Genomic DNA, 21,483 nt, shown 5'->3' with positions numbered 1-21,483 from the left:
TTGGAGAGCGATGCGGCCTTAACTAGAGGTTCCTATGAAAGAAGGTATTCACCCTAAGTACGAAGTAATTTCTGCAACTTGTTCATGCGGAAACAAATTCGAAACTCGTTCTACTCTGTGTAAAGACATTCACTTAGACGTATGTTCTGCGTGTCACCCGTTTTACACTGGTAAGCAAAAGATTTTAGACACTGGCGGCCGTGTTGATCGCTTCAACAAGCGCTTCGGTGCACTTAGCAGCAAAAAATAATTTTTTGTTTCTATGTAAAAAAAAGCACCTTAGGGTGCTTTTTTTGTGGCCAAAATTTACTTTCCTACCTGCTTTCTTAGCAATTTTGTATTTATTTTTTTTGCATAACTATTTCCTGTTCTTATTCTGAGTATGCATAAACATTTGCAGACAAAACAGCCAATATTCTCTATATTTTTATTTGTTAAACTTTAAAGATGGTACTCAAATGCAGGTAACGTGAGGTTATTTGTGTTTAAAGTTAAATAAAATTCGGTATTTCACTATTTTAATTTAAGACTAAAAAATACGCTTTATAAAAATAGAACAAGGGCAAAAAGTACCTGTGTTTTTCATTTTTATGACGAATTTATATTTTAAAAATGTCAGGATAATCTAGGGAAGTTGCTGATAAATCACTTAAAATTAACAGTTCTAGCATATAACAGGATAGACCTGATATTGCTTGGAATTTAAAAATAATAAAGGTATCGTAGATTAAAACTACCTCTCACTTTAACTTAAATTGCAGGATATAATCGCGTTATGTCAGATTTTCGTGAACAAGCACTACATTACCATGCCCATCCCGTTCCAGGTAAAATCAGTATTGAGCTGACCAAGCCCGCTGAGACGGTTAAAGACCTCGCGCTCGCATACAGCCCCGGTGTCGCAGAACCTGTTCGTGAAATTGCCGCTGATCCAGCAAATGCCTACAAATATACTGGTAAAGGAAATATGGTTGCGGTTATTACTAACGGCACCGCAATTTTAGGCTTAGGTAATTTAGGTCCACTGGCTTCAAAACCCGTTATGGAAGGTAAAGCGCTACTATTTAAGCGTTTTGCAGGGTTAGACTCTATAGATATTGAAGTTAAGCACCGTACTACCGAAGACTTTATTAACACGGTGGCTAATATTGCCGACACTTTTGGTGGAATTAATTTAGAAGATATTAAAGCGCCCGAGTGTTTTGAAATAGAAAAAGCGCTTATAGAGCGTTGTAGCATTCCTGTTTTTCATGATGATCAGCATGGTACGGCTATTGTAACGGCTGCGGGTATGCTAAACGCGCTGGAAGTACAGGGCAAAGCAATTGAAGATGCAATTATTGTATGTTTAGGTGCCGGCGCTGCAGCTGTTGCCTGTATGGAGCTTTTAATTAAATGTGGCGCGTTGCGTGAACATATTTATATGTTAGATCGCAAAGGAGTTATTCATACGCGTCGTGATGACTTGAATGAATATAAGCAATTATTTGCAAACAATACCGATAAACGTACTTTACAAGATGTAATTGAAGATGCCGATGTGTTTGTGGGTGTATCGGGCCCTAATTTATTAGCCCCTGAAGATTTAAAATTAATGGCTGATAGACCCGTGGTATTTGCTTGTTCAAACCCCGATCCTGAAATCGATCCGCAATTAGCACACGCTGCACGTAACGATTTAATTATGGCTACAGGTCGCTCTGATTATCCGAATCAAGTTAATAACGTATTGTGTTTTCCGTTTATTTTCCGTGGTGCGTTAGATGTACGTGCCAGTGAAATAAACGACGAGATGAAAATTGCTGCTGTAGAAGCAATTCGTAGTATTGCTAAAGAGCCCGTACCGACTGAAGTGCTTACTGCCGCAGGCATCGACAAATTAGAGTTTGGTGCTAAATATATTATACCAAAACCAATGGATCCACGTTTGTTACCACGTATAGCTAAAGCGGTTGCGCAGGCGGCGGTAGACTCTGGCGTTGCACAAATTGATATGCCAGAAAACTACATGGCGTAATTGTTAAGTATAAATTAGCGCAAAAAAAACCTCAGCATTTGCTGAGGTTTTTTTGTATAAAGACCCTTCTAGTCTTCATTTAAAATAGGCACTTCTAGTCCCATTTCTTGCATTATTTTCTTCACTTCTTCAGGTACTTTTTCTGCGTTATCTTTACGCAAATCATCATCATTAGGCAGCGGTTGCCCGGTAAACGCATGCAAAAACGCTTCGCATAAAAGCTCGCTATTTGTTGCATGACGTAAGTTGTTTATTTGACGACGAGTACGTTCATCAGTTAATACTTTTAATACATTTAGCGGGATCGAAACGGTGATCTTCTTTACTTGTTCGGATTTTTTCCCGTGTTCTGCGTATGGGTGAATATATTCACCATTCCATTTAGCCATAAGATGTATCGTTGCCTCAGATTATAAATTGCTCACACAGCATCAAAGCGTGTAAATATGCGTGAAATTCTATCGGTTTAAAAAAGATAGTCAAATACTAGTTATTTAGCTATCTAGACATTTAAATGTTTTGACATCTTAAATTGCATGCGCTACCTTTTAGACGTCTAAACATCCAAATTAGTAAAGGTAGCGAAAATGAGTGAAAAAAATAAGGCAACAATTGCTGTTCGTAGTGGAATAGAAGCCGACAAACAGCATGGTGCGGTTGTTCCACCGCTTTATTTATCAACAACTTACTCATTTGCTGACTTTGATACAAAGCGTCAATATGATTATGGCCGCAGTGGTAACCCTAATCGTGACATTTTGGCTGAGGCGCTCACGGAGCTTGAAGGTGGCGCTAAAGGCATTATTACCGCAACAGGCATGGCAGCCGTTCACCTAACAACACAATTACTTAATAGTGACGATACGTTAGTGATCCCTCATGACTGTTATGGTGGCAGCTATCGCTTATTTACTTCGCTAGAAAAGCGCGGCTTATTAAAACTAGAAGTGGTCGATTTTACCAAAAGCGACAGTTTGACACGCATCCTTGCTATTAAACCTAAGCTGATTTGGATTGAAACACCTAGCAATCCTATTTTACGCTTAACAGATATTAAAGCGGTAACTGATACAGCTAAACAGTGTGGTGCACTGGTTGCCGCCGACAACACATTTTTATCGCCAGCATTACAAAACCCGATTAAGTTTGGCGCTGATATTGTGGTGCACTCAACCACAAAATATATCAATGGCCATTCAGACGTTGTTGGTGGCGCGGTTATCGCAGCGACTGCTGAGTTAGGTGAAGAGTTAGCGTGGTGGGCAAATAACATTGGCATCACCGGCGCGCCATTTGATAGCTATTTAACGCTCAGAGGCTTACGTACTTTAAACGTGCGTTTAAGGCAACACCAAGAAAGTGCACTCGCCATTGCACAGTATTTAGAACGCTCCCAGTTTGTTGCCCAAGTTTACTACCCAGGTCTTGAATCACACCCTCAACATGCGCTAGCTAAGGCGCAGCAGCTTGGCTTTGGTGCTATGGTTAGCTTTGATATAAAAGGCGATATAAACGATGCTGCAGCGTTTTTAACGCGCTTAAATGAATTTAGCTTAGCGGAATCATTAGGTGGAGTAGAAAGTTTAATTTGTCACCCTGCGACTATGACCCACGCCGGCATGGACGCAACCGCGCGTGCAGAAGCCGGAGTAGGCGACACGCTTATTCGTATTTCGGTGGGTATTGAAGATGTAAATGATTTACTCGCTGACTTAGACAGGGTATTTAATTTGGTGCGCCCAGGACAAGCCGATCCCGGCCTATCGGCAAAAAGTGGTGCTAGTGAATCATTTGGTTCAGCAAAGTTAAACGCGGCGCATCCGGCGTTATGGTAGCGCATACCAATCTTCAAAATACAAAACATAAATGCGAGTCGGTATTAATATGGTAAATCAGGTTCATAAATTTGGTGGTTCGAGTTTAAGCTCAGCGGATCGCTTTAAAAGTGTCGCAAATATTATTTTAACTCATGCTCAAGCTGGGGATTGTGTGGTGGTATCGGCTGCCGGTAAAACCACCGATACCTTAGTTAAACTGTGGCAAAGCTATCAACAGCAAGACACTCAAGCTATTGCTGATATTGTATTGCTATTGAGTAACCATCAAATAGCTCTGATTGAGCAATTATTAATAGCTAACGCTAAGCACCATGCGCTTGATTTACTTGAAACTGAGCTCAGTATTATTACCAAGCAGGCTAAGCAAGGAACATTAGCTGAAGCTGCGTTATTAGCACATGGTGAATTGTGGTCTGCAAGGTTACTAAGCGCTTACTTAGAACAGCTTAACGTTAGCGCTTGTGCCCATGACGCTAGGCAGTTATTTACGTTAGATGCCGGACAGCTGCAGCATGCTAATAATCAGCAGCAGTGCTTAAAAGCCATACAGACGAGTAAAATTAATGTAGTTACGGGGTTTATTGCGGCTGATTTACATGGTGAAACAGTGACCTTAGGGCGAAATGGCAGTGATTACAGTGCCACTTTATTAGCGCGGTATTGCAATGCTAAAAAAGTCTCTATTTGGACTGACACTCAAGGTGTTTTTAGTACTGATCCGCGTAAGGTTGCTAATGCGGTTAAGTATGCGCGAGTGTGCCGTGATCAAGCTAATTTATTAGCGAGGTTAGGTAATCCAGTATTACACGCTAAAACATTATCGCCATTAAAAGATACCGATATAGAATTAGTTGTTCGCAGTAGTTACGATCCTCAAGGCAGTCATACCGAAATAGTTAAACTAGGAATGAGTAAACAAAAACGCTTTTTAACCACAGTAAATAATGTGGATTTACTCATTGTTGATGATCTGAGTGAAGGCGAAGTAGCACATGTTAGCCAACTTATTCAGCATAGTTTGCATCACTTTGAACACGAAGGCGAAATCTACTTACTAGTCCCTGCGTCAGCGACACATCAGGTGGCTAATTATTTTGCTGGCCGCGCCAATATTAGTGAGTCAAACTTAAATGGGGTGGCGATTATTGCACCTGATCAAGAGGTAGCGCCGCTTGGTAAGCAAAGTGAAGCCTTATTACAAACACAATCTATCCAGCCTCGGTTTACCCATTACGGTGAGGGATATACGTTACTATTAACCGATCAAGTACTTGAAAGTGATGTGCTGAGCCTGTTACATGACAAGCTCATTAATAAAGCACAAGAAATAGCTTTAATTATTGCAGGACTTGGTAATGTAGGTGCTGAGTTTATGCGCCAATTACCTGCTCAACTAGCACGCTTATCAACTGATTTTAACGTCAAGTTAGTAGCGCTTTTACGCTCAGAGCAGATGCTGGTGAATGCTAATGGATTAGACTGTGAAAGCTGGCAACTTCAATGGGAAAACCATGCAAGCTCCTATAGACAAGCCGATTTATTGTCATACATAGATACTCTTGAGTATGAACATAAAATAGTGATCGACATTACCGCCAGTGAACATTTTAGTCAGCTTTATAGTAAGTTAGCTGAATTAAACTGCCATCTAATTAGTGCTAATAAATACGCGGGAACCGCGTCGCTTTCGTGGTATCAAACACTACGTGAAAGCCTTGCTCAACGTGGCTTACATTGGCGTTATAATGCAAGTGTAGGGGCCGGACTACCGATTAATTTTGCCTTGGCTGATTTACAAAATAGTGGCGATAAAATAACGCGAATAGAAGGCGTGTTTTCAGGCACGCTGTCATGGTTATGCAGTATGTATGATGGCAGTAAAGCGTTTTCAGATTTAGTTCTAGAAGCGCAAGCTTTGGGGTTCACAGAGCCGGATCCTCGAGAAGACTTATCTGGACGAGATATGCAACGTAAGTTGCTTATTTTAGCGCGTGAATTAGGTATTGAATTGGAACTTGATGACATTTCTTTATCCGCTTTGATGCCCGATGAGTTAAGTGCAGGCAGCTGGAATGACTTTATTGATAATAAGGCTCGTTTAGATGCATTTATTGAGCAGCATGCGCAAGCGGCTCAGCAACAAAATGCTGCACTGTGCTACACTGGGTTATTAGAGTTTGAAAACAACACGCTAAACGCTAAGGTAGGGATTACCTATGTACCAAAAAGCGAAGCGGTTGCGAATTTGACCCCCGGCGATAATATTTTTGTGATTAATACCCAGTGGTATAACCAAAACGCATTAGTGATACAAGGCCCCGGTGCGGGTAAAGAAGTGACTGCTGCTGGCGTTCACTCTGACTTATACTGGTTGGTACAAAATATTAGTTAGATCATCAAAAAGGCCGCTAATTTGCGGCCTTTTTACTGTTCGCTATATTTAAAATAGCTCTTCTTCAGTTTTAGTGTTTTCTTCAAATATATCATTTGGTTGTGATAACACATATTTGGTAGGAGCGGTGCCTTTTTCAAAGTATTCAAAACGGCTGGTGTAATCGTTTTTATGACTTAATAATCCGGTTTCTAAATCAATACGAATAGAAACTAAGCCTTCAGGTGGTTCGATGGGCGCAGCAGGTTTACCATCCAGTGCGGCGCGCATAAAATCAACCCATGCAGGCTGAGCTGTTTTTGCGCCTGACTCAGCACCTGATATTTGACCACTTCCTAAGTTGTTATTGTAGGTTGAGCGTCCCAGTGTATTACCTGGGTTATCAAAGCCAACCCAAACTGATGTCATCACATCGCGGTTAAAGCCACTAAACCAAGTATCTACAGAATCATTAGTCGTGCCTGTTTTACCAGAAAGATCGCGACGTTTTAGCGCTTGTGCACGCCAGCCTGTTCCACTCCAACCGGTTTTATGTGACCAGCTACCGCCACCCCAAATAGCACTATTCATTGCGCTGGCAATTAAAAATGCATTTTGTTTAGAGATGATCTGCGGCGCACAATTTGGTGCTACTTGCTCACCTAGCATTAGCGAGCTAGGTGTTGTCGTTTCATCATCACAAATAATGGTGGGATTGGTTTTAAATAACGTATTACCCATTGCATCTTGGATTTGTGAAATAAAGTACGGCTCAATTAGGTGACCGCCATTAGCAAAAGCACTCATCCCACGAGCTAATTCAAGCGGCGTAATGGATGCACTGCCTAATGCCAGTGACTCACTACGATTTATATCTTTATCGTCAAAACCAAATTTTAATAAATGATCGGCTGTTCTTTGCAGTCCAACGCCCCTTAATAAACGTACGGAAATTACATTCTTAGATTGGGCTAAAGCACGACGAATGCGAATTGGGCCATTATAAATAGCTGGGCTGTTTTTTGGTCGCCATGCAACGCCTTGGCTCTTATCCCATTGATTTATAGGAGCATCATTTAAAATTGACGCTAGTGTGTAGCCTTTTTCAAGCGCAGCTGAATATATAAACGGCTTAATATTTGAGCCTACTTGGCGTTTAGCTTGTACAGCTCGGTTATATTGGCTTTGTTCAAAACTATATCCACCAACAATGGCTTTTATGCGCCCGTCTTGTGGGTCTAAAGAAACAATGGCGCTCGCCGCTTCAGGTATTTGACTTAAAATATAGCTATTATCGTCATTTTTGCGCAGCCATATTTGCATGCCTGGCGTTAGTATATCGCTTGCTGTTTCAGGCGCAAAGCTTTGGCGATAGCGTGTAATAAACTTACGTGCCCATTTTAGGTTATCCCAAGTAAGGGTTGTGCGCTCGCCGCTTTTAAGTATAACTTCAGCGCTTTTATCGCTCACGCTTAACACCGCAGCCGTTTTTAAAGGGCCAAATTCATTAACAGCTTTTAAAGTATTTAATAATTTCGACTGCGTTAATGGCGGCTCTGTTTGCGGATCCCACAATATGGCTTCAGGGCCTCTAAAACCATGGCGCATATCGTAGGCATGCAGGTTATTAACTAGAGCTGTTTGTGCTGCTTTTTGAACATCTGATTCAACAGAAGTGTACACTTTAAACCCTGAGTTATAGGCTTTATCTATACCGTAGCGTGACACCATTTCTGCTCGTACCATTTCTGAAATGTACGGCGCATATAAGTCAATTTCAGCTCCATGAAAATATGCGGTAATTGGTTGGTTAGTGGCTTCATTATACTGCGCTCTTGAAATATACTTCTCTTCAAGCATTCTTCCTAACACCACATTTCTTCTTGCTTTAGCACGTTCTGGATTACGAATAGGATTAAGTGCCGAAGGAGCTTTTGGTAAACCAGCAATCATTGCCATTTGCGCAAGAGTTAACTCTTTTAGTTCTTTACCATAATAAACTTGAGCCGCAGCACCAATACCAAAGGCACGATTTCCTAATTCTATTTTATTTAGGTAAAGCTCAAATATTTCATCTTTTGAGAGGAGGTTTTCGATATGAATGGCAATAAATATTTCTTTTACTTTACGAATGTAGGCTTTTTCTCGTGTTAAAAAGAAGTTACGAGCTAATTGCATGGTAATAGTACTGGCACCTTGCTTTTTCTCACCAGTAGAAATAAGTACCAGCGCTGAGCGCACAATACCAATTGGATCAATACCGATATGATCGTAAAAGCGGTTATCTTCAGTTGCCAAAAAAGCCTGCAATAAAGGCTGGGGAATTTGGTCTATAGTTACAGGGATCCGTCTTTTTTCACCAAATTGGTTGATTAAAAGCCCATCTTTAGTAAATACTTGCATAGGCGTTTGTAATTGCACGTTTTTTAAAACTTGCACGCTGGGAATATCGGATTTAACGTAGTAATAAAGGCTGAGCAATGTAATTAGTGCAAGTAATGCACAAATGATCAAAAATTGTAAAGTTCTTTTTAATAAAATCACTGATATTTCCCTAAACGGACTCCCAATTACAGGTTGAGACTGCTAGTATATATTGATTAAAAATTGAATAATATTTTTTAAGATATAAATTATAACTTGTTTATTATTAAAACAAAGGCAAAGTTGCAAACATGCTAAGTCAACTAATAAAAAAACCATCACCAATGATGGTAGGTATTGATATTGGATCGCACTCTATCAAGGCCGTACTTTTAAGTGAAACAGAAACTGGGCTTCGACTAGAAGCACTTGCAATTGAACCTATGCCAAAAGGCGCTATGAGCGAGCGTAATATTCAAGATATTGAAGCAATTGGTAATGTGATAATCAAGTTAAAACGAAAGCTACCAAAGTCGCTAAAATTCGCGTCTGTTGCCGTCTCTGGGCAAACCGTGATTACTAAAGTTATTTTCATGGATGTTTCCTTAAGCGACGCTGAATTAGAGTCGCAGATTGAAATTGAAGCCGACAGCTTAATTCCTTACCCACTAGATGAAGTGAGTCTTGATTTTGAAAAGCTCTCTACAAATAGTGCTGACCCGAGCAAAATAAATGTACTGCTCTCTGCCGCTAGAACCGAAAGCGTTGAAGCCAGAGTCGGTGCGTTAAGTGCTGCGAATTTAACCGCAAAAGTAGTGGACGTTGAAAGCTATGCGCTAAGTCGCGCTATGGATGTTTACTACCAACAGTTACCATCAGATGCATATGACAAAACGGTTGCAGTGGTTGATATTGGTGCTGTACTCACCTTGGTGAGTGTAGTGCAATCTGGTGAGACAATTTATACCCGTGACCAAGTATTTGGTGGCGACCAATACACAAATAGTATCGTTGCTTACTACAACAAAGGCTTTGATGAAGCTGAAATTGGCAAAACAACCGGTGATTTACCTCCAAACTATACATTTGAAGTGTTAGCACCTTTTCAAACATCGTTACTCCAGCAGGTTCGTCGTGCTGTTCAAATGTTTTTAACCACCACAGGTAAAGAACAATTGGACTATATTGTATTGACGGGCGGCTCAGCGATGATTAAAGGCATTGATAGATTGCTGATTGAAGAATTAGGAATACACACAGTTGTTGTTGAACCATTTGATAAGATGGAAATATCCCCTAGAGTTGATCGTAATATAATACAGCGCCACCGCACTCAATTTGCAATTGCGACTGGCCTGGCGTTGAGGAGCTTTTCATCATGCCACATATAAATTTATTACCTTGGCGTGAGCTACAGCGTGAGCAGTCTAAAAAGAAATTTATAACACTTCTTATGGCTGTGGTTATCGTCTGTTTTGCTGGTATGTATATGCTGAGTGTGTTTTATGGTGCTCTAAAAGAAGGGCAAACGTTAAAAAATAATTATCTTAGTTCAGAAATTACAACGCTCGACAATAAAATTCGCGACATACGCGATCTAGACAAGAAAAAAGAAAACTTACAACAACGTATGCGTTTAATTGAAGAGTTACAAAGTAGCCGTAATTTAGGCACCCAAATAATGGATGAAGTGGCAAAAATAGTGCCTGCAGGGGTTTATTTAACCAAGCTGGAGCGCAAAGGTAATCAAATTCATGTGTTAGGCAAAAGTGAGTCTAATAATCGTTTATCTACTATGCTCAGACAGGTACAAAGCTCTTACTTATTAGAGCGCCCGACTATGCAAGGTATTGTTGCCGGCGATCAATCTTCACGTTTACTCAGCGATTTTAATATGGAGTTTTACGTAAAACCATTTGGCAAAATAGGTGAGGTACGTAATGAACCTTGATTTTAAATCGTTTACAGAAATCGATTGGAATGAAATCGAGCTCGATAACATCGGTGAGTGGCCCGTTATTGTAAAAGCAATATGCGGAACTTTTGTAGCTTGTTTGGTGTTGTTTTTTAGCTACAGCTTATTAGTGTCGGATGAAATAGACAGCTACCACAATGCCGTTGCTAAGGAAATTGAGTTACGCACAACCTACCGAACTAAATATGCAGTTGCCAGTAAGCTTGATATTTATCGTGAGCAAATGGTTGAGATGGAAGATAAATTCTCTCAATTATTAAAACGCCTACCTACTTCAAATGAGACGCCAGGATTATTGGACGACCTTTCTTATGTGGGTACAACCAGCGGGTTAACATTTTTAAAAATTGGTTGGTTGCCAGAAGTTGAAAAAGAGTTTTATACCGAGTTGCCAATTAAAATTGAAGTGGTAGGTACTTATCATGAGTTTGGCGAATTTGTAGGGAAAGTGGCTCAACTACCAAGAATTGTCAGTTTACATGACTTTTCTATTTTATCATCTGGCGAAAAGCAGCTAACATTCAGTGTAGTAGCAAAAACTTACCGTTATGAAGAGGGGGTGAGATGATGAAGCAGCTTCTCTTTTTAACCACTGCGATGTTTTTGCTCAGTGGCTGTAACGAGGATACATCGGAGCAAAAAGAATTTATTGATCAGGTTAAGGCAAATACCACGGCACGTATTGAAAAAATACCTGAGCTAGTTAAGTTTGAGCACTTTGAGTATAACGCCAAAGACTTACGTAGCCCTTTTGTAGCGCCAGAACCAGAAATTATTCAAAACAAGCTAACACAAGTTAAAAACTGTCTTCACCCAGATCCAGAGCGTGTTCGTCAGCCACTGGAGAAGTACCCATTAGATAATTTAGCAATGAGGGGCACAATAGGATCGAACGGCAAAACATGGGCGCTCATTACAGCTGCTGATGACACCTTGCACCGAGTAACAATAGGAAGCTATTTAGGCACCTATGACGGAAAAGTAAGCAGTGTTAATAGTGACTATATTGAATTAGTAGAATTAATCCCTGATGGGTCAGGTTGTTGGAAAGAACGTTTGACCAAATTAGAAATGTTAGAGGCGGCAACCAATGGCGCAAATTAATAAGAAAAAAGGTATACCCTATATGCACAAAGGTGAGTGTTCGCATCATCGTATTTTATCTGCTTTATTGTTTGTTTTTTTACTACTAATGACAAAAGCCGTCAGTGCAGCCCCTTTACTCTATGACGTTCGATATAATCCATTGCTTAAAGGTGAAACCGAATTACAGCTAGTTTTTGATGAAGAGTTGCAGCAGCAACCAGCAGTACAAGTTTTTAATAGCCCTGCAAGAATAGAGCTACTATTCGATGGGGTAGAATTAGATGAAGGGTTGACGAATATCGCTATCAACCAAGCTGGTATCAGTAACATCACGAGTATGATGACCAGTGCGGGTTTAAAAGTGACCATTAACTTGGACCGATTAAAAATTTATGAGACTGAAGTAAACAATAATTTAGTTTCTATTAGAATTTCTGATAACCCACTCACAGAGCAAATTTTAACAACCAGCGAAGATAAGCCTGCTTACACGTCTAATTATATTAACGGTATTCAAGCAATTGACTTTCGACGTGGAGAAAAAGGTGAGGCGAAAGTACTTGTTTATCTACAAGATACTCAGGCAGCTGTAGAGGTTCATGAAAGCGGTGGAAAAATCATTGCCGAGTTTCATCATACCGATATTTTAGATGATTTATTGTATGAATTAGATGTACTCGATTTTGGCACTGTGGTGAGCAGTATTGAAACGTTTAAAGAAGATAACCTTACACGTTTAGTGATTGAACCAAACACTGCTTTTGCCTATACCTATCAGCAAATTGAGAATATTTTTACCTTAACGGTTGAGAAAGATGAAACGCAAAATGCCTACTTAGATGGTGGTAAAGAGTACTTGGGTCGTCCTATGACGCTTAATTTTCAAGATATCTCTGTTCGTGCTGTATTACAGATTATTGCCGGTTACAATGATTTTAACTTGGTAACAAGCGACTCAGTGACAGGCAATATTACTCTTCGCCTTGATGGGGTTCCGTGGGATCAGGCGTTAGATGTCGTGCTTAGAATAAAAGGCTTAGACAAACGCATGGACGGTTCTATTTTAATGGTTGCGCCATCTGAAGAGCTGGCTGCCCGTGAAGCAAAAGAGTTAAAAGCTAAACAGCAAGTTGAGGATTTAGAGCCACTTTACAGTGAATACATCCGCTTAAATTATGCAAAAGCAGAAGATTTTGCCGACTTATTAAAAACAGATACCAATAGTATTATTACAGCCAGAGGGAGCGTGTCTGTTGATCAACGTACCAATACGTTATTAATGAAAGACACTGCAAAAAGTATTGAAAGTGTTCGTCGTATGGTCGAAACTTTAGATATACCGGTTAAACAAGTGGTTATTGAAGCACGTATGGTAACCGTACGTGACAACGTAACTGAAGACTTGGGGGTTCGTTGGGGGTTTAGTGATCAGCAAGGCTCAGACGGTGTTTCTGGCACATTAGAAGGAGCTGAAACGATTTCTAATGGTAATATTCCTAGCCTTTCTGATCGACTTAACGTTAATTTACCAGTGGCGAATCCATCGGCGAGTATAGGTATGCACATTGCTAAATTGGCTAACGGAACATTAATTGATTTAGAATTAACCGCCCTTGAAGAAGAAAACAAAGGTGAAATCATTGCAAGCCCACGCATTACTGCTGCTAATCAGCAAAAAGCGCGTATTGAACAAGGTACTGAGATCCCGTATGTGGAGTCAGCTTCAAGTGGTGCAACAACCGTAAGTTTTAAAAAGGCGGTACTAAGCCTAGAGGTGACACCTCATATCACACCCGATAACAAAGTTATTTTAAATTTAATCATTACTCAAGATACCCGAGGGGATACGGTTCAAACAGGTACAGGCCCAGCGGTTGCCATCGATACGCAACAAATTGAGACTCAAGTACTCGTTGAGAATGGACAAACGGTAGTGTTGGGTGGTATTTTCCAACAGCAAATTATTAATTCGACCAAAAAAGTACCTTTATTGGGCGACCTTCCTTACGTAGGAAGACTATTTAAAAGCACAAGCGAGTTCAATGAAAAGCGCGAACTGCTGATTTTTGTCACACCTAAAATCCAAATAGACTAAATATTTAAGCTATCTAGGTTGAATACCAGCCTAGATAGTATGGGTATGTAATTTAGTTATCGTGGTGTGAACACTCCCTATAAATGTACAATAAGACAGTATATAATTTTGATCATGTACTGTACTGCGGATGTATTTAAGGCTGCGTTTATGTTGTTTGTAATTCAGGCTCTTGTAAAGTTACCATGCAAAAGCTTTCATGAAGCAGCAATGTAGTAACCTTAATTGCATAAATTTTAACCCTAGAAGATAAACTTGCCTATAATAAGGTGCTTTTTTGTTAACCAGTGGGTAATTATTTAGTTTAATTGCTCGTTATATGGCTTTTTATCCTAATTGACTTGAAATACCCGACCGATTACTGAGATAATCCCTTTCTTAATTTTGGGGCCAGGTCGTTAGGCGGGGTTTTATTTCAAATTTTAGAGTTCGTTTGTACTAAAAGATATGGCTGAGAAACGTAATATATTTCTAGTTGGCCCCATGGGGGCTGGCAAAAGCACGATTGGTCGTCACATCGCTGACCAATTACACCTTGAATTTGTTGATTCTGATCAAGAAATCGAACGTCGCACGGGCGCAGATATTGCCTGGGTATTCGATCTTGAAGGTGAAGAAGGCTTTAGACTTCGTGAAGAATCTGTTATTGGTGACTTAACCGAAATGCAAGGTATTGTACTTGCAACCGGTGGTGGCTCAGTAATGAGTAAAGAAGTTCGAAACAAGCTTTCGGCTCGCGGTATTGTTGTATACTTAGAGACACCGATTGAAAAGCAAGTTGCACGTACGCAACGCGACAAGCGTCGCCCATTACTGCAAACAGAAGAAGCACCTCGTGATGTACTTGAGCGCTTAGCAGAAGAGCGTGAACCATTATATAAAGAAGTAGCTGATTTTGTTGTACGCACTGATGAGCAGAGCGCGAAAGTTGTTGCTAACCAAATCATCGAGAAATTGGATTTTTAAAAGCCAGTATTAAAAAGGACTAACCCAGCATGCTTGAATTAACTGTTAATTTAGACGAGCGAAGTTATCCTATTTATATTGGTCAATCTGCACTTCAAGATACAGGCCGTCTAATCCATCACATTGGTGATTGTCGGCCTATCATCATTACTAATGAAACGATTGCACCGCTGTACCTTCAACAGTTGCTTGATTCATTAGCACAGCTAAACCCACTGCATTTTATTATTCCAGATGGTGAGCAATATAAATCACTCACTTGGTTTGAAAAAATTTCGGCATTCCTACTTGAGAATAATTGCGGCCGTGACACCTGCTTAATTGCATTAGGTGGTGGCGTTGTAGGTGATTTAACTGGATTTGTTGCTGCTTGTTATCAGCGTGGCGTCCCTTTTATCCAAATACCAACCACTTTATTATCTCAAGTTGATTCTTCAGTTGGCGGCAAAACAGCGGTTAATCACCCGCTAGGTAAAAATATGATTGGGGCTTTTTATCAACCCCAAGCTGTATTTATTGACACGCGTTCGTTGCATACCTTACCAACACGCGAGTTTGCTGCAGGCATGGCTGAAGTTATTAAGTATGGCTTGATTTACGATACTGAACTGTTTGCTTATCTAGAGCATAACATCGCTAAATTACAACAATTAGACGAGACGTGTTTACAGCACATCATCTTCAGATGCTGTGAAATTAAAGCGCTTATTGTTGCACAAGATGAAAAAGAGCAGGGCCTTCGTGCGTTGTTAAATTTAGGGCACACGTTTGCGCATGCTATTGAAGCACAAATGGGTTACGGTGTTTGGTTACATGGAGAAGCGGTCGCGACAGGTATGGTGCTTGCTGCAAAGCTTGCTTATACTCGCCAAGATTTAACACGAGAAGATGTAGAGCGTATTGCTACATTAATAGCGCAATATAGCTTACCAATCGAGATACCTAGTGATATGACCAGTGAGCACTTTTTACTGCATATGCGAAAAGATAAAAAGAATAAAAAAGGGACTATCCGATTCATTTTACCCACCGAATTTGGTCAATGTGCATTAGTTGATGATGTGTCTGATGATCAAGTCAGAGCATTGATCGAGCAATAAATGCAGTCACAAATTTTACCGAGCCGTGCGGCTTTGGTGGATAGAATCGCATTGCAATTTGAATATGGTCAAAACCTAATTGTTTTGTTGGGCACTTCTGGTTTAGGCAAAAGCTATTTGCTTGAAACCTTCATCACTGATAAATATAACGATTTTAATAAAGCGTTTGTGCAAGTTGGCGCTCAAATGACTGATGTGCAATTGATGACTCAATTATTAGAGCAAAGCTTTAATGCCCCTTTAATTGATCACAACCTGAGCTTATCACAAAACTATTATCAATTAGCGAAGCAACAACAATGCGGCGCGTGTTTATGGGTTATCGATGGCGGCAGGCACCTATCTGAAGAACTAATTGCAGAGCTCGAGCTGTTATCAAAAAGTGCGCCCAATGTGCTTTACATTATGATTGCATCGCAATCTAAATTGCCGTTTAAAGAGGCAGTTAATATTCATTTAGAGCCATTAAACTTGGTTGAAAGTAAGCAGCTAATGGGATGGTACTTCACGGCTTTACCTTATGATGAAGACCCTGTATTTAAAACCTTTTTAGTTGAAGCCCAAGGTAACCCAAGTCTTTTATTAGCCTGGCAGCCTAGCGAACAAGTTGCTGATATTATCGTAAAAGACAAAGTATCTTGGCGCTTACAGTTGCTCACACTATTACTCATAATTATGTTATTGATTATTGGCGTTGTATACAAAGCTGATATGACCCAATGGTGGAAAAATGCTAATAGTCAAAGCGATGAGCAAGTCCTCACAACCGCTATTACAACCGAGCAAGCTATTCAAAATAAACAACAACCGGTTAAATCACCACCCCTGTTTACTTCACCACAGCCTATAACTAAAGAGCCAACTACAGATGAGAGTGCCCACAATGACGTGCCAGCAATTGTAGGAAGTTTAACTGAGCCATCGACTTTAACTGAACAAGAAAAGCCAGCACCGCCGCCGGTTGAAGAAGCCATTAGCGTACCTGAGGTGGTAAAGCAGCAAAGCCAAATAGTAAAAATACCCAGTAACTGGTACCTAGAACAACCTGAAGATAATTTTGTTATTCAGCTATTAGCCGTAACTCAGCAGCAGGTAGGCAATGAGTTTATTGCTGAACATAAGCTAGAAAGTATTACCAATACATATCAAACTAAACGAAATGGTAAAATGTGGTGGGTGGTAACAACAGGCAGTTTTGCTAACTTAAATGAGGCAAAACAAGCACTGCAAGCACTCCCTGCTGGAGTAAGAAAAAATAAACCTTTCTATAAAAAAATTAGCAAAATAAAACAAGAAATTGCACGAGTTGATCAGTAAACTCAGTGACTTTAGTGTAAAATCGCGCAATACCGAATTGAAGTAAAGAGCCAATGCAGCAAAAGAGTAGAGCCTTCCTTAAATGGGCTGGCGGAAAATACAGCCTCGTTGAAGATATTAACGCGCGACTAAATCAAGCAAGTAAACATGCAGATACCTTGGTTGAACCTTTTGTTGGTGCGGGCTCAGTGTTTTTAAATAGTAATTTTAAACACTACGTACTTAACGATATAAATGCTGATTTAATCAATTTATATAAAGAGCTTAAACGTTCGCCGGATGAGTTTATTAGCGATGCAAAAAAACTATTTGTTGATTTAAATAACCATCCAGATGCGTATTACGATTATCGTGTGCAGTTTAACCAAAGCAGCGATGTGTATGAGCGAGCTGTTTTATTTTTATATATGAACCGCCATGGTTATAACGGATTATGTCGCTATAACTTAAAGGGCATTTTTAATGTGCCTTTTGGTAAATATAAAAAGCCTTATTTTCCTGAAAAAGAAATGTACTTTTTTGCCAACAAAGCACAAAAAGCAACATTTACCTGCTTAGGCTACGATGATGTATTTAAACTGGTCCCTAAAAATGCGGTGATATACTGCGATCCGCCCTATGTGCCATTAAGTAAAACCGCATCCTTTACCTCTTACGCTAAAGGCGGATTTAATTTAGATGATCAGGCTAATTTAGCTAACTTGGCTGAGCAAGCGGCATTTGAGAATAACACGCCAGTCCTTATTTCAAACCACGATACCGTGTGGACACGCAAAATTTACAGTCAAGCATCACTGGATAAAATTCAGGTTAAACGTACGATTAGTCCAAAGGGCGGTTCACGAAATAAAGTGGATGAGCTAATGGCTATGTATTTAGCACCGAAGTCACGGTTGCATAAATAGCCAGTACAAATAATACAAACAGTACTACGGCAATAGCTATCAGCGTAATTGGAGAGTGGTACTTAAAGTCTGTTTTGCGCTTATCTTCAGATTGAACACCAAAAAATGCAGCCAGTACGCTTTGTAACGCGCTAAAAAAGTGCTGCATTTAATTAAAATAATGGCTTGATTGAAGAGGGCTTGTGTTTGTCATCAGTACCCGTTAACAACTCTAGCAAGTCTAAGTAATGAAACTGAGCGCTACGACTATCGCCTGTTAACCAAGAGGCCCAAGACGAATCTTCTTCAATTTGAATGCAACGGGTTGCGCTATTATTAATAGCATTGGTTTGCTCTTTATGAAGACAAATGTTGGCAGAGCTTAAATCTTGCTCAGTATTTGAGCAAAGCGATGTTGCTCCAATAATAACACTTACCGACGTGATTAATAATCCAATTTTAAAAGCACGCATAATATAAACCTAATAATTTAGTTCTTCGCGCAGCATAACAAAAACTGCTTAAATAATACACTTTATTTTTGTTATTGTTTATTTGTATTGTGTTTTAAATACTGAGTGGCCCCCGCTTAAAAACTGATTCTTTTTTTAATTATAAAGCCTACATCCTCAGCAGGTTATTCTTTTTCATGAATAGCCACAATAAGGCTTTAACATTACTTATTTGGCGCTATTTTAAAGGTGCTACTTGGGTAACTTCGCTAATTAAGTTACATTAACGGCATAAATTATTCATTAACGGATTAGCGATGCTCAACTGTGAACAAAAATACTTAATAGCGCCCTCAATATTATCTGCAGACTTTGCACGATTAGGCGAAGATGTCGACAAAGTGTTAGCCGCAGGTGCTGATGTCGTTCATTTTGATGTAATGGATAACCATTACGTACCTAACTTAACGATTGGCCCAATGGTATGTAAAGCACTTCGCGACTACGGGATTAAAGCCCCGATTGATGTGCATTTAATGGTAAAACCGGTAGATAGTTTAATCCCACAATTTGCCGAGGCGGGTGCATCAATTATTACCTTCCATCCTGAGGCGAGCGAGCATATTGACCGTACTTTGCAATTGATAAAAGATGAAGGTTGTCAAGCAGGCTTAGTGTTCAACCCTGCAACAAGTTTAAGTTACCTGGATCACGTAATGGATAAAGTAGATGTGATCTTATTAATGTCAGTAAATCCTGGGTTTGGTGGGCAAAGTTTTATTCCACAAACACTCGAGAAACTGCGAGAGGCAAAACAACGCATTGTTGAATCTGGACGTGATATTCGTTTAGAAGTAGATGGCGGTATTAAAGTAGATAACATAGCCGCGGCGGCTGAAGCGGGTGCAGATATGTTTGTTGCAGGCTCAGCTATTTTTAATCAGGCTGATTATAAAACGGTGATTGATGAGATGCGTCAGCAATTAGAAAGTGTTGAATAATGAAATATGATGCAGCGTTTTTTGACTTAGACGGCACCCTAGTTGATAGCGTGTACGACTTGTATATGGCTTTAAATTTAACACTTAGCGATTTAGCGTTTCCAATTGTCAGTCAGCGATTAGTTGAAAGCTGGGTAGGTAATGGCATTGAGGTGTTAGTTAAACGAGCCCTTTGCGGCGATATGCAAATTAGTGAGCACCTCGATGAGGCTTTAAGCGAACGAGCTATCAATCTGTTTTATCAACATTACAGTGAGCAGGTCGGTGAATACAGTGTGTTATATCAGCATGTTGAAACTGGTCTTGCTGCCCTCAGTGGTATGCCTAAAGCACTTATTACTAATAAAGCACGCCGCTTTACTGAAATGCTTTTAGATAAGCTCGCTATTCGCAGTCATTTTGAAGTGATTGTTTGCGGTGACGACATGGCAAAAAAACCGTCACCTGAGCCGCTATTATTTGCTTGCGATGCATTAAATATAACGCCTGATAAAGCGATTATGATTGGTGATTCAAAGAGTGACATACTCGCAGCGCAAGCCGCTAACATTGACGTGATAGCGCTTACTTATGGGTATCACCAGGGAGAGCAGTTAGCGGATTATAATCCGCAGTACCTATGCGATAACTTCTTAGCTATAATACCGACACTAACACAGCGTTAAGCATTTTTAATTAAGTAAAAATAAAGGAAAATCATGAGTAAACCAGTAGTATTAAGTGGCATGCAGCCAACCGGTGGTATGACAATAGGCAACTATGTTGGCGCTATTAACCAGTGGGTTAAGCTACAGGAAGAATATGATAGCTACTTTATGCTTGCAGACTTGCATGCAATTACCGTACGCCAAGACCCTGAATTATTGCGTGCTCGTGTACTCGATGGCGTTGCGTTATATACGGCATGCGGTATTAACCCAGAAAAAGCGGCATTATTTGTACAATCTCAGGTACCTGAGCATGCGCAACTTGGCTGGGTATTAAACTGTTATGCGCAAATGGGTGAGCTTAATCGCATGACCCAGTTTAAAGATAAGTCGGCAACGCATGCTAATAATATTAATGTGGGGTTATTTGCTTATCCGGCTTTGCAAGCGGCTGATATTTTATTATACCAAGCTGATAAAGTACCAGTTGGCGAAGATCAAAAGCAGCACCTAGAGTTAACTCGTGATATTGCGAATCGTTTTAATAATGTATATGGCGACATTTTTACGCTGCCAGAACCTTATATTCCTGAGTTTGGTGCGCGAGTTATGAGCTTGCAAGATCCGCTGAAGAAAATGTCTAAGTCAGATGAAAATCCAAATGGCTTTATTATGATGTTAGACGAGCCGAAAAAGATTGAGAAAAAGCTAAAAAAAGCAGTTACCGATTCTGACGAGCAAGCGCGTATTTACTTTGATCGCAAAGAAAAGCCAGGTGTATCTAATTTACTTACGCTACTAAGTGTGGCAACTAAGCGCTCAATTGAAGAGTTAGTCCCTGAATACGAAGACAAAATGTATGGCCATTTGAAAAAAGACACCGCAGCAGCTGTTGTCAGCATGATTGAGCCAATTCAAACACGTTTTAAAGAAATTCGTGAAGATCAAACACTTCTCAATGACATCATGAGAACAGGGGCTGAAAAAGCCAGCGCGCGTGCAGAAACTACATTAAAAGCAGTTTATGATGCGGTTGGGTTTATTCCACGCCCATAAGCGCGTTAATTTGCAGATACAAAAATGCCGCTAATTTAGCGGCATTTTTTATATTTTAATGTTTTGTAGCAGAAATACCGGCAGACTCACAGGCTCTAACTATAAATTGATAACCGTAAGGCATGCTTTGATCAGGCGTTATTTCAATAATTTCGTAATCATTGAGCTCGATTGACTTACTCTCTGTTGATTTCTTACAGCGTGAATAACTGTCTGCTTCATAACTATAGGCAAACATTGAATCGCCCCGAGTTCATCGGAGACCAGTTTGTTTAAGTCAGGCCACTTTACCTGACTCGTTTAAATTATCATAG

Annotated in this window: 21 protein-coding genes; 16 read left to right on the top strand and 5 right to left on the bottom strand. The window is 40.0% G+C overall.

The annotated features are described in order from the left end of the window. Window positions 1–34 precede the first annotated feature (34 nt). Together rpmE and AAEY57_RS03120 are read left to right on the top strand one after the other, a co-directional pair. On the top strand, window positions 35–250 hold the full coding sequence (gene rpmE, locus AAEY57_RS03125) for a 50S ribosomal protein L31 (RefSeq protein ID WP_008115018.1): 216 nt from the start codon (window positions 35–37) through the stop codon (window positions 248–250). 525 nt (window positions 251–775) lie between these two features. After that, the gene (locus AAEY57_RS03120) at window positions 776–2,017 is read left to right on the top strand and encodes a malic enzyme-like NAD(P)-binding protein (RefSeq protein WP_013463901.1); all 1,242 of its coding nucleotides are present in this window, start codon (window positions 776–778) and stop codon (window positions 2,015–2,017) included. Window positions 2,018–2,085: 68 nt separating this feature from the next. Here AAEY57_RS03120 and metJ read toward each other — a convergent pair whose 3' ends face one another. Continuing rightward, window positions 2,086–2,406 carry a met regulon transcriptional regulator MetJ gene (gene metJ / locus AAEY57_RS03115; RefSeq protein WP_008115021.1) on the bottom strand — a complete coding sequence of 107 codons (321 nt, stop codon included), beginning with the start codon at window positions 2,404–2,406 and terminating at the stop codon, window positions 2,086–2,088. Between the two features lie 198 nt (window positions 2,407–2,604). Here metJ and metB point away from each other — a divergent pair, with 198 nt between their 5' ends. Together metB and metL are read left to right on the top strand one after the other, a co-directional pair. Continuing rightward, window positions 2,605–3,852, top strand: coding sequence for a cystathionine gamma-synthase (metB, locus tag AAEY57_RS03110; protein ID WP_033104302.1), 1,248 nt, complete (start codon window positions 2,605–2,607; stop codon window positions 3,850–3,852). A gap of 49 nt (window positions 3,853–3,901) precedes the next feature. After that, entirely contained in the window at window positions 3,902–6,247 is a 2,346-nt protein-coding gene (gene metL / locus AAEY57_RS03105; RefSeq protein ID WP_036955953.1) for a bifunctional aspartate kinase/homoserine dehydrogenase II, read from the top strand. Window positions 6,248–6,295: 48 nt separating this feature from the next. Here metL and AAEY57_RS03100 read toward each other — a convergent pair whose 3' ends face one another. Next, window positions 6,296–8,770 (bottom strand): penicillin-binding protein 1A, encoded by a 2,475-nt coding sequence (locus tag AAEY57_RS03100; protein ID WP_008115027.1) that lies wholly within the window; start codon window positions 8,768–8,770, stop codon window positions 6,296–6,298. Between the two features lie 131 nt (window positions 8,771–8,901). Between AAEY57_RS03100 and AAEY57_RS03095 the strand changes: the two genes are divergently transcribed. The 9 genes from AAEY57_RS03095 to AAEY57_RS03055 all read left to right on the top strand — a co-directional run bounded on the left by AAEY57_RS03095 (window position 8,902) and on the right by AAEY57_RS03055 (window position 18,034). Next, entirely contained in the window at window positions 8,902–9,981 is a 1,080-nt protein-coding gene (locus tag AAEY57_RS03095) for a pilus assembly protein PilM (protein ID WP_013463905.1), read from the top strand. Then, window positions 9,969–10,541, top strand: coding sequence for a PilN domain-containing protein (locus tag AAEY57_RS03090; protein ID WP_008115031.1), 573 nt, complete (start codon window positions 9,969–9,971; stop codon window positions 10,539–10,541). Before AAEY57_RS03095 ends, AAEY57_RS03090 begins: the two co-directional genes overlap by 13 nt. After that, entirely contained in the window at window positions 10,531–11,133 is a 603-nt protein-coding gene (locus AAEY57_RS03085) for a type IV pilus inner membrane component PilO (RefSeq protein ID WP_008115035.1), read from the top strand. Before AAEY57_RS03090 ends, AAEY57_RS03085 begins: the two co-directional genes overlap by 11 nt. Further along, window positions 11,133–11,669 (top strand): pilus assembly protein PilP, encoded by a 537-nt coding sequence (locus AAEY57_RS03080; protein WP_008115036.1) that lies wholly within the window; start codon window positions 11,133–11,135, stop codon window positions 11,667–11,669. The genes AAEY57_RS03085 and AAEY57_RS03080 overlap by 1 nt, the downstream gene beginning before the upstream one ends. Further along, window positions 11,656–13,746: a type IV pilus secretin PilQ gene (locus tag AAEY57_RS03075; RefSeq protein ID WP_013463907.1), complete on the top strand. Its 2,091-nt coding sequence runs from the start codon at window positions 11,656–11,658 to the stop codon at window positions 13,744–13,746. Before AAEY57_RS03080 ends, AAEY57_RS03075 begins: the two co-directional genes overlap by 14 nt. Before the next feature lie 447 nt (window positions 13,747–14,193). Continuing rightward, window positions 14,194–14,712, top strand: a complete 519-nt coding sequence (aroK, locus tag AAEY57_RS03070) for a shikimate kinase AroK (protein WP_008466255.1) — start codon at window positions 14,194–14,196, stop codon at window positions 14,710–14,712. 29 nt (window positions 14,713–14,741) lie between these two features. After that, window positions 14,742–15,812, top strand: coding sequence for a 3-dehydroquinate synthase (aroB, locus tag AAEY57_RS03065; protein WP_033104301.1), 1,071 nt, complete (start codon window positions 14,742–14,744; stop codon window positions 15,810–15,812). Then, window positions 15,813–17,129: an SPOR domain-containing protein gene (locus AAEY57_RS03060; RefSeq protein ID WP_350606273.1), complete on the top strand. Its 1,317-nt coding sequence runs from the start codon at window positions 15,813–15,815 to the stop codon at window positions 17,127–17,129. Window positions 17,130–17,182: 53 nt separating this feature from the next. Next, window positions 17,183–18,034 (top strand): Dam family site-specific DNA-(adenine-N6)-methyltransferase, encoded by an 852-nt coding sequence (locus AAEY57_RS03055; protein ID WP_036955766.1) that lies wholly within the window; start codon window positions 17,183–17,185, stop codon window positions 18,032–18,034. On the opposite strand, the gene AAEY57_RS03050 is transcribed toward AAEY57_RS03055, so the two are convergent. Further along, window positions 17,997–18,182 carry a DUF2970 domain-containing protein gene (locus AAEY57_RS03050; RefSeq protein ID WP_008115053.1) on the bottom strand — a complete coding sequence of 62 codons (186 nt, stop codon included), beginning with the start codon at window positions 18,180–18,182 and terminating at the stop codon, window positions 17,997–17,999. The genes AAEY57_RS03055 and AAEY57_RS03050 overlap by 38 nt on opposite strands. Window positions 18,183–18,186: 4 nt before the next feature. Beyond that, complete coding sequence (locus AAEY57_RS03045) at window positions 18,187–18,486, bottom strand: hypothetical protein (RefSeq protein ID WP_028834491.1); 300 nt, start codon at window positions 18,484–18,486, stop codon at window positions 18,187–18,189. 296 nt (window positions 18,487–18,782) lie between these two features. Between AAEY57_RS03045 and rpe the strand changes: the two genes are divergently transcribed. The 3 genes from rpe to trpS are packed head-to-tail and all read left to right on the top strand — an operon-like array spanning window position 18,783 to window position 21,169. Further along, the gene (gene rpe / locus AAEY57_RS03040) at window positions 18,783–19,466 is read left to right on the top strand and encodes a ribulose-phosphate 3-epimerase (protein WP_008115057.1); all 684 of its coding nucleotides are present in this window, start codon (window positions 18,783–18,785) and stop codon (window positions 19,464–19,466) included. Beyond that, window positions 19,466–20,131: a phosphoglycolate phosphatase gene (locus tag AAEY57_RS03035; RefSeq protein ID WP_008115059.1), complete on the top strand. Its 666-nt coding sequence runs from the start codon at window positions 19,466–19,468 to the stop codon at window positions 20,129–20,131. Before rpe ends, AAEY57_RS03035 begins: the two co-directional genes overlap by 1 nt. A 33-nt stretch (window positions 20,132–20,164) precedes the next feature. Next, window positions 20,165–21,169 (top strand): tryptophan--tRNA ligase, encoded by a 1,005-nt coding sequence (gene trpS, locus AAEY57_RS03030; RefSeq protein WP_036955769.1) that lies wholly within the window; start codon window positions 20,165–20,167, stop codon window positions 21,167–21,169. A 55-nt stretch (window positions 21,170–21,224) separates the two neighbouring features. Here the strand turns inward: trpS and AAEY57_RS03025 are convergent, their stop codons facing one another. Next, window positions 21,225–21,407 (bottom strand): hypothetical protein, encoded by a 183-nt coding sequence (locus tag AAEY57_RS03025; RefSeq protein WP_350606269.1) that lies wholly within the window; start codon window positions 21,405–21,407, stop codon window positions 21,225–21,227. Window positions 21,408–21,483: the final 76 nt, after the last annotated feature.

Origin of the sequence: Pseudoalteromonas sp. MER144-MNA-CIBAN-0113 (assembly GCF_040308965.1) — a bacterium.
In the GTDB taxonomy this organism is placed as follows: domain Bacteria; phylum Pseudomonadota; class Gammaproteobacteria; order Enterobacterales; family Alteromonadaceae; genus Pseudoalteromonas; species Pseudoalteromonas tetraodonis.
Note: the sequence above shows the minus strand (reverse complement) of the source record. Positions and strands in the feature narration are given on the sequence as shown.

Coding starts and splice junctions, on each gene's coding strand:
- AAEY57_RS03055 (WP_036955766.1), top strand. CDS start 17,183: ATGCAGCAAAAGAGTAGAGCCTTCCTTAAATGGGCTGGCGGAAAATAC.
- AAEY57_RS03085 (WP_008115035.1), top strand. CDS start 10,531: ATGAACCTTGATTTTAAATCGTTTACAGAAATCGATTGGAATGAAATC.
- AAEY57_RS03045 (WP_028834491.1), bottom strand. CDS start 18,486: ATGCGTGCTTTTAAAATTGGATTATTAATCACGTCGGTAAGTGTTATT.
- AAEY57_RS03075 (WP_013463907.1), top strand. CDS start 11,656: ATGGCGCAAATTAATAAGAAAAAAGGTATACCCTATATGCACAAAGGT.
- rpmE (WP_008115018.1), top strand. CDS start 35: ATGAAAGAAGGTATTCACCCTAAGTACGAAGTAATTTCTGCAACTTGT.
- AAEY57_RS03035 (WP_008115059.1), top strand. CDS start 19,466: ATGAAATATGATGCAGCGTTTTTTGACTTAGACGGCACCCTAGTTGAT.
- AAEY57_RS03095 (WP_013463905.1), top strand. CDS start 8,902: ATGCTAAGTCAACTAATAAAAAAACCATCACCAATGATGGTAGGTATT.
- trpS (WP_036955769.1), top strand. CDS start 20,165: ATGAGTAAACCAGTAGTATTAAGTGGCATGCAGCCAACCGGTGGTATG.
- aroK (WP_008466255.1), top strand. CDS start 14,194: ATGGCTGAGAAACGTAATATATTTCTAGTTGGCCCCATGGGGGCTGGC.
- metL (WP_036955953.1), top strand. CDS start 3,902: ATGGTAAATCAGGTTCATAAATTTGGTGGTTCGAGTTTAAGCTCAGCG.
- AAEY57_RS03090 (WP_008115031.1), top strand. CDS start 9,969: ATGCCACATATAAATTTATTACCTTGGCGTGAGCTACAGCGTGAGCAG.
- AAEY57_RS03060 (WP_350606273.1), top strand. CDS start 15,813: ATGCAGTCACAAATTTTACCGAGCCGTGCGGCTTTGGTGGATAGAATC.
- AAEY57_RS03080 (WP_008115036.1), top strand. CDS start 11,133: ATGAAGCAGCTTCTCTTTTTAACCACTGCGATGTTTTTGCTCAGTGGC.
- AAEY57_RS03025 (WP_350606269.1), bottom strand. CDS start 21,407: ATGTTTGCCTATAGTTATGAAGCAGACAGTTATTCACGCTGTAAGAAA.
- rpe (WP_008115057.1), top strand. CDS start 18,783: ATGCTCAACTGTGAACAAAAATACTTAATAGCGCCCTCAATATTATCT.
- metJ (WP_008115021.1), bottom strand. CDS start 2,406: ATGGCTAAATGGAATGGTGAATATATTCACCCATACGCAGAACACGGG.
- metB (WP_033104302.1), top strand. CDS start 2,605: ATGAGTGAAAAAAATAAGGCAACAATTGCTGTTCGTAGTGGAATAGAA.
- AAEY57_RS03050 (WP_008115053.1), bottom strand. CDS start 18,182: ATGCAGCACTTTTTTAGCGCGTTACAAAGCGTACTGGCTGCATTTTTT.
- aroB (WP_033104301.1), top strand. CDS start 14,742: ATGCTTGAATTAACTGTTAATTTAGACGAGCGAAGTTATCCTATTTAT.
- AAEY57_RS03120 (WP_013463901.1), top strand. CDS start 776: ATGTCAGATTTTCGTGAACAAGCACTACATTACCATGCCCATCCCGTT.